Raw genomic sequence first — 7,611 nt, 5'->3', positions numbered from 1 at the left:
TTTTATCTGTGAGAGCTAAAGAGAAATTATTAATTAGTATATAATCCAATGATTAACTTACCATTTGGATTTTTTATTTAATGATGAATATGAAGTATCGTGCTGATATTGATGGTTTAAGAGCTATAGCTGTTCTACTTGTCATCTTTTTTCATATAGATAACCACTTAATTCCTTCTGGATTTATTGGTGTTGATATCTTTTTTGTTATTTCTGGCTTTTTAATTTCACTCATCATTAAAACCGCTTTATCACAAGGAAACTTCTCTTTTTGTGATTTTTATAATCGCCGATTATGGCGATTACAACCCGCTTATTTAGTTCTGTTGATAGCAGTGTTAGTGTTATCAGGCATTTTTTATCTACCTAATGACTATCTTGATATAACAAATAGTGAAAAATACGCTTCTGCTTTTCTATCAAACAAATATTTTGCAAGAGTAACAACCAGTTATGCTGGGCAAGACGCTCTATTTTTACCTCTTCTGCATACATGGTCTTTAGCAATAGAATGGCAGTGGTATCTCTTTTTACCTATTGCACTTTATGGCCTTCATAAGATAAATCATAAAATAAATCACTTTTATCCTATTGTATCTATTACTCTTATTTCTATTTTCTTAATGTTCTTTTATCAAAAAGATCAGCCTAAAAATTATTACTTCTTTAGTGCGCGAATTTTTGAATTTATGCTAGGTGTATGTGTTGCTTATCTTCCTAATTCGATAAAACTAAATAAAATTTTAAATCATATTATCAGTGTATTAGCGTTAGGCATTATTTTATGGATAGCATTTCAGCCTAATATGATGGTTGGTTACCCTAATATTAATACACTTTATGTCTGCATTTGTGTTGCACTTATTATTTATACAGGACAACAATCTAGTATTATTCAACGAATTCTTTCATTAAAACCTATTGTTATTATTGGGTTATTATCTTACTCACTCTATTTGTGGCATTGGCCTTTATTTGCAATAGCGCGATATGTCGGATTATTTGAAACGCTAGTACAAAAAGGAATAATACTGAGTGCGACATTATTATTAGCTATTTTTTCATATCGTTATATTGAGCGCCCCTTTAGAAGCAAACGTATAGCCTTTAAATATTCAATAACATGGTTACTTATTTTACCTATAGTCGGTGCATTAGGCCTTAATGCATTAAATGAAAGATATCACGGATTTGGGATGAGATTAGGGCAAAATTATGTCAATTTAGAACAAAAGCTCAATAAATATTCATATCCAAATCGAGAAAAATGTATGAATTTCCAAGCTTCTGATCCTAAAAAAATGTGCCATATTGGTGCTATTGATAGTTCTAAAAAAGCTTTTTTATTTGGTGATTCTCATGCCAATCATTTTTGGGGCTTTATGGATATTATAGGTAAAGATGCGGACTTAGATATTTATGCTCAAGCAACATCATCTTGTATTACATTGCCTAATATTTATCTTTATGATTGGTCAAATCATAAAAATGATATTTATCACCGTTGTTATTCGCAAACAATGCAATATTATCAACGAATTCAGCAGGAAAAATTTGATTATGTCATCTTGGCTCATGTTTGGAATAATTACGCATCAGACCATGTTATTAATAAAATCGGTGATGTTAGAACGGTTAATGAATCTCGTAAAAGAATTGAACGCGCAATGCGTGAAGCATTAGATATAATTGTATCGACAGGGGCTAAACCTGTTATTATTAAAACAATAAATCCTATGCCTTATGGGTTTATGACCTGCTTTTATGAAAATGCGAAATTAAGGAAAGATTTTGCTGATAATCGCTGTAATCCTGACAGTTATCAACCAGATGATAATAGTTGGTTTAGTCAGTTATTTACTCAATTAAAAATCGATTATCCAACATTAATTATTATCGATCCTAAAGATGTACAGTGTGATAAAACAAGTTGTTTAACAGATATTGATGGTGTGCCTGTTTATCGTGATGTAGGGCATATTACGGATTATGCATCGACATTATTTGGCATGATGTATATTAAACGCGAGAGTAATCCCTTAAAGCAATAATGATAAAAAAATGCCACTTATAAAAAACTCATAAGTGGCTTTATAAACATCACTAAATATTAGTGATCAAGCGAGACTGAATAGACATACTCAAGCTGTTTTAATGAACAATAAAACTCGGGAAGCGTAATTCTTTGACGAACTAAGAGTTTTATATTCACTTCTACCCGTTCTTTTTTAATATCACGAATAGTGAGATTCTCAACAACGTCTTTATTATTTTTAAGATATTCAATTAATAAAGGTACGCCACTCTCATGTGTAAATAACATTCGTACTTTTATCTTACCTAATCGTTGATTTCTCATCTGAAATAACACTACTTGTGGGCTAAGCTGAATTGCCATAAAAAAGAGAACGGTAACAATCATGGCATGCCAATAAAAACCAGAACCACAAGCAATACCTACGCCAGCTGAAGCCCAAACAATGGCTGCGGTAGTTAATCCTGAAATTGCATCATCACGGCGATGTAATATAACTCCAGCGCCTAAAAAGCCAACACCACTAATAATTTGTGCAGCAAGTCTCATTGGATCACTACGAATATTGTCAGAAATATTTGCATAATATTCAGCTGATTGAATAGAAACGATAGTTAATAAACAACTGGCGACAGCAATAATGACACAAGTTTTAAAGCCAACTGGCTTTCCTTTTGATTCGCGTTCTAAGCCAATGAGACCGCCTAAAATAAAGGCGGCCAATAATTTAGCAATACTTGAGAATGATAAAGGGCCAATAGAGTCAACAAACTGTATTAATGAATCCATGGTTTGCTCCTGACGATGGCTTATCCTTTATTTATTAACTATTAAGATGTTGTAATACCTTGTTGTTCTTTTTTATTTGCTTTCTTTTTAGAGACATCATCTTTAAAAAAGAAGATAAAGAATAAGGTTACAACAGCAGCAACAATAGCAGGATAGTGCCAGAATGTTGCCCATTGTGGTAAAGCTGCATCGCCTTTTTCTGTTACTGTGGAATTAAAGATTTCACCACAGATAGTTGAGGCAAATAATAAGCCCACACCATTGGAAACAATAAAACGTAAACCTTGTGCTTGTGCACGAATTTCAGGTTTTGCTTTACGGTCAACATATATATCACCAGCAGTAAAGAAGAAGTCCCAGCACAAACCTTGTAGCATTAATCCGATGACAATAAAGTAAAGGCCGGTATCCATTGCTGCATATGAGAAGAACATAGAGCGAATAATCCAGCTTACTGCACCTAATAATAATGTGATTTTAAATCCAAACTTCATTAAGAAAAATGATAGTAAGAACATAAAGATCACTTCACAGGCTATACCAATTTGCATAATAGACGCTGCATTATCAAAACCTAGCGCTTTAATAAAGACAGGGATATAAGCGGAATAAGCCGTTTTAGGGATCATTAAAATAAAGATGCTGAACATTAAGATTGCGAAATAGCGATCTTTAAATAATGAAAGTGCATCTAAACATAATATATCTCGTGTTGAGAACGGTTTCCCTTTGGCTTTCGGTGGTGTATTTGGCAACGTAAAGCAATAGAGACCTAATAATACGCCGACAGCAGAGGCGATATACCATGTCATCGTGCTACCAGAGAAGCCCATTTCTCCTAATATAAATCCGATAGCCATAAAACCAAACGTACCGAATACGCGAATAATAGGGAAATATTTTACGCCATTAATATGAGAGAAACTGATACTGTTTGATAGCGCGGTTGTTGGATAAAATAGTAAACCGATAATGAAAATAAGGAATAATGTCATACCGCTATTTTGTGCTTCAATAAATTGGGGAACACAAACAATGACGGCCGCATTAATTAAATGCAAGATACCCATAACTTTTTGTGACGCAAAGAATCTATCGGCGACCATTCCAATAAATAATGGTGAGATAATCGTTGCGACACCTAATAAAGCGTAGGCATTACCAATAATATGCGCCATACCATAAGAGCTTAATACCAGCCCCATAGTCATATTCCATGCCCCTTGCATGAAATATTGCACAAACATCATAATGAGTAAGCGAGAGGTTATTTTCATATCCATGAAAGTTGTGCTCTTAGTTTGTTTCTATTGTTAATCCGTCATAAGCAACACGGATATTATGAGGTGCACAAACCGCTTCTAATTCGTGATGAAGCAATTTGCCACTATGTGAGATATGTGACACAGCAATTTGTGTATCTTGATGTAAACAACCTTGTTGTTGTAATTTCTCTTTAGCGGCAAAAACAGTTTCAAGACTCATATGATTATTAGTACGATCTTGCCCGTTTAATCCATAAGTACATTCGAATACAACAATATCCAGTGGTTTATTTTCTAACCATTTCCATGTTAATTCAGGGAACCAACCTGAATCATGTCCATAGAAAATAGCTTTGCCATCTTTCTCAATATGATAAACATAACAAAGTTCCCATTTAGCATGATTGGCGAGTAATGGTGTTATTTTATAACCATTTCGTTCAACAGTAATAAAAGGGATTAAGCAGTGAAAAGCAAAACGTTCTTTACTGTAACCAGGTAATACTTCAATACACCCGTTAATAGCACGATCGTTGCCAAAAATATGAAGGGGATGATTAATTTCAAAACCATACCCTTCCATTCTGCTAAATAATTCGCCGACATTAAAATGATCAGGGTGAGTATGGGTAAATAGCAAGCTTTCGAAAAGCGTTGCATCCATATTGTCACGCATTAATTGATAACTAAATGTAGGTGAAACATCAATAAGCATTAACTCATCCACAATAGCAGAAGAGTGGGTTCTAATATTCTTCTCTGCTAATTCTCTTGCCTTTAGACAATGTTCACAACGGCAGAAAGGATTCGGTATGCCTTCAGAGGCTCCCGTTCCTAAAAAATGAAGTTTCATAAGAAGCCCCTATATTATTGTTTTATTTTGTTTTTTGAATATTTAAAAAAAATCTGGTGTTGTTTATCTACAAAGCATAGATTAATTTGAACGTTCCAATAATAGATTAGTAGGCAGTATTTGCCAATACTTGAGAGTAAAATCAGTGATCTTATTCAAATATTAATTTTTATCTTGTTGATATTTATGGTTAATTATTTTCTATTGTAATTCAATATTATTAATTTAATATATTTATAATTTGTCTATATTATAATCTAATTATGAATGGAACGTTCAAATCAATTATCGGTAGTAGAGATAATTAATTCAGGTATGCTAGTAAATGGGTAAATTGGGGTGAATAAGAGACATGGCGACAATAAAAGATATTGCAAAATTAGCTGGCGTTTCGCATGGAACTGTTTCTAATGTATTGAATAAACGCGGCAATGTTAGTGTAGAAAAAATTGAAGCAGTCTATCAAGCTGCGAAACAAATGGGATATCAATTAAATACACAAGCTCAGTTACTAAGAACTAATAAAAGCCATAAAATTGCCATATTATTACCTCAGTTAGTCTGTGAAAAATATTCAATATTCTTTAATTCATTAAGACAAACCCTCGCGCATTTTCCAGAAGTGACTTATGAATTATTTTTAACCGATTCATTAGAAACAGCGGAATTAGAAGCATTACAAAAGATAGCAGCAGGTGGTTATAAACAGGTTATAACAGTGAGTTGCTTAAAGGATGCGACTATTTATTTTGATACGTTAAAATTGCCACCTTCTCAGATTGCATTTATTTATCGGCGACCAAAAAATGCTCAGTGTTTCTTTACATTAGATTTTGTACAAGCGGCTAAGGCTATTTCACGACAAATTGCCAGCATCAGTGGCGAATTAGTAGGAATATTTACTGATAATTATCATTATTTAAATAGCCAGACATTTGTTGATGAATTACAAAATAAGCTAAAGAAAATAGCGCCAAATAAAAAGTGTGTTGTTCTTTGTGCTACTGATGAAGAGAGCTATAAAACAGCATTTGATTTTTTCTCTATGGAGAAAATCCCAGAGATTTTTATTGCAGAAGATATTGAAAAAGCTCGTTATTTAACGCAAGCCAACTATTTTGGTAGTTCGAGTGATTGTGCTCCTATTTTTACATTAAGTGATAATATTCCTTCTGTTTTAACAGGGTTATATTGCTTTCCGATGAATTATGCACAACTAGGATTAGAAGTTATTGATGAGTTAATGCAAGAAAAAGATGAACAAACGCTGAATGGCACTCAAAATATAACTTGTGTACATAATGTAAATGACCATCTTTATACCGCTTTGCCATTAGCCACTCATGTTGAAAAAGAAGATGCTAGTTTGAATTTGCTTATTTTACCTAGCCCTTCAACAAGTGCTTTAAAAAAGATCCTTCCTCATTTTTATCGTCAGACAGGAATTAAAGTCAATTTAGCAATACACCCTTATGATGAAGTTTATCAAATACTCGATCAATTACATTTGCATCCTTATTATGATTTATTGCGAATGGATATAGCATGTTTTCCTTGGTTTGCACAAAGAGTGTTACAGCCTTTAGATAAAATAGGCCATGGGTTAGCTGATCTATTAAAAAATTTTTCTTTACCTACTCAGCAAAAATTTGGCTTAGTTAATAATATTGCTTATGCCATGCCTTTTGATGCCAGTGCACAATTACTTTTCTATCGAAAAGATTTATTTGAAGATCCTATTTTAAAAAGAATGTATTACGAAAAAACAGGTGATGAATTAATCGTGCCGACAACATTCGAAGAATATGATCGAATAACACAATTTTTCACTGAAAACCATGAAGAAGGTAATTTATCAAGGCCGATGGGTGCATCAACGACATTAGGCAGTGCAGGCTTAATAGCGACTGAATATTTATTGCGCTATTACGAGCAAGGCGGGCGTCTTATTAATGAGGATGGAATACCTAAATTAATCATGCCACTTGCTGGTGATGTATTAAAAGAGTATTTGCATCAATTACCTATTACTGAAAATATTTATGGAAAATGGTGGAGTGAATCCGTAAAACAATTTGAGCAAGGCCATCTTGCTATGCTGATTGCGTATATGAATTTATTCAATGATGTTGCTCATACCAATATTGTTCCTAAAATTGGTTTTGCATCAGTGCCTGGTGGAGTTGCTCAATTGGGTGGTGGCGTATTAGGCGTTTCGCGTTATAGCGAGAAAGCACATTACGCAGAGCAATTTTATCGCTGGCTTTATTCACCAATGGTTATGGATCACCTGATTCTATTAGGTGGAAATAGTAATCATCAAAATTTTAGTCATAACCAAGAGGTAAGTCATCGTTACCCGTGGATGTCATTAGCATATCAAGAAATTAATAAAGGAATACGTGAGTCTTCAGCGCCTAATGGTAATTTATTTAATTTACGCAAAGCCGAGGTTATTATTGGCCAAGGTATCACTAATGTTATAAACCATATTATGACAATAGAAGAGACGATAGAATATATTAACCAGCGCCTATTAGATGATACTCAAGATGAGCGTTAATAAGCTATTTTTTTGCGAAGCAAGATAAAAATAAAAAGAGGGCATTTTATAGCCCTCTTTTTTATAATAAGAAGTACCAGATTTGCTTTACGCCAATGAGTTAGAA

Annotated in this window: 5 protein-coding genes; 2 read left to right on the top strand and 3 right to left on the bottom strand. The window is 33.4% G+C overall.

The annotated features are described in order from the left end of the window. The first annotated feature begins 80 nt into the window (after window positions 1–80). A complete protein-coding gene (locus M983_RS07905) occupies window positions 81–2,051 on the top strand; it encodes an acyltransferase family protein (protein ID WP_245684028.1) in 1,971 nt (656 codons plus the stop codon). Between the two features lie 59 nt (window positions 2,052–2,110). Here M983_RS07905 and M983_RS07900 read toward each other — a convergent pair whose 3' ends face one another. The 3 genes from M983_RS07900 to M983_RS07890 are packed head-to-tail and all read right to left on the bottom strand — an operon-like array spanning window position 2,111 to window position 4,942. Continuing rightward, window positions 2,111–2,824: an MgtC/SapB family protein gene (locus tag M983_RS07900; RefSeq protein ID WP_066749537.1), complete on the bottom strand. Its 714-nt coding sequence runs from the start codon at window positions 2,822–2,824 to the stop codon at window positions 2,111–2,113. Between the two features lie 41 nt (window positions 2,825–2,865). Next, complete coding sequence (locus tag M983_RS07895) at window positions 2,866–4,107, bottom strand: MFS transporter (protein ID WP_066749536.1); 1,242 nt, start codon at window positions 4,105–4,107, stop codon at window positions 2,866–2,868. A 13-nt stretch (window positions 4,108–4,120) separates the two neighbouring features. Beyond that, window positions 4,121–4,942 (bottom strand): MBL fold metallo-hydrolase, encoded by an 822-nt coding sequence (locus M983_RS07890; protein WP_066749535.1) that lies wholly within the window; start codon window positions 4,940–4,942, stop codon window positions 4,121–4,123. 352 nt (window positions 4,943–5,294) lie between these two features. Between M983_RS07890 and M983_RS07885 the strand changes: the two genes are divergently transcribed. Continuing rightward, the gene (locus M983_RS07885; RefSeq protein ID WP_066749534.1) at window positions 5,295–7,505 is read left to right on the top strand and encodes an extracellular solute-binding protein; all 2,211 of its coding nucleotides are present in this window, start codon (window positions 5,295–5,297) and stop codon (window positions 7,503–7,505) included. Window positions 7,506–7,611 lie beyond the last annotated feature (106 nt).

The sequence above is a fragment of the Proteus myxofaciens ATCC 19692 genome, from assembly GCF_001654855.1.
GTDB lineage: Bacteria > Pseudomonadota > Gammaproteobacteria > Enterobacterales > Enterobacteriaceae > Proteus > Proteus myxofaciens.
Note: the sequence above shows the minus strand (reverse complement) of the source record. Positions and strands in the feature narration are given on the sequence as shown.

Coding starts and splice junctions, on each gene's coding strand:
- M983_RS07905 (WP_245684028.1), top strand. CDS start 81: ATGATGAATATGAAGTATCGTGCTGATATTGATGGTTTAAGAGCTATA.
- M983_RS07900 (WP_066749537.1), bottom strand. CDS start 2,824: ATGGATTCATTAATACAGTTTGTTGACTCTATTGGCCCTTTATCATTC.
- M983_RS07895 (WP_066749536.1), bottom strand. CDS start 4,107: ATGGATATGAAAATAACCTCTCGCTTACTCATTATGATGTTTGTGCAA.
- M983_RS07890 (WP_066749535.1), bottom strand. CDS start 4,942: ATGAAACTTCATTTTTTAGGAACGGGAGCCTCTGAAGGCATACCGAAT.
- M983_RS07885 (WP_066749534.1), top strand. CDS start 5,295: ATGGCGACAATAAAAGATATTGCAAAATTAGCTGGCGTTTCGCATGGA.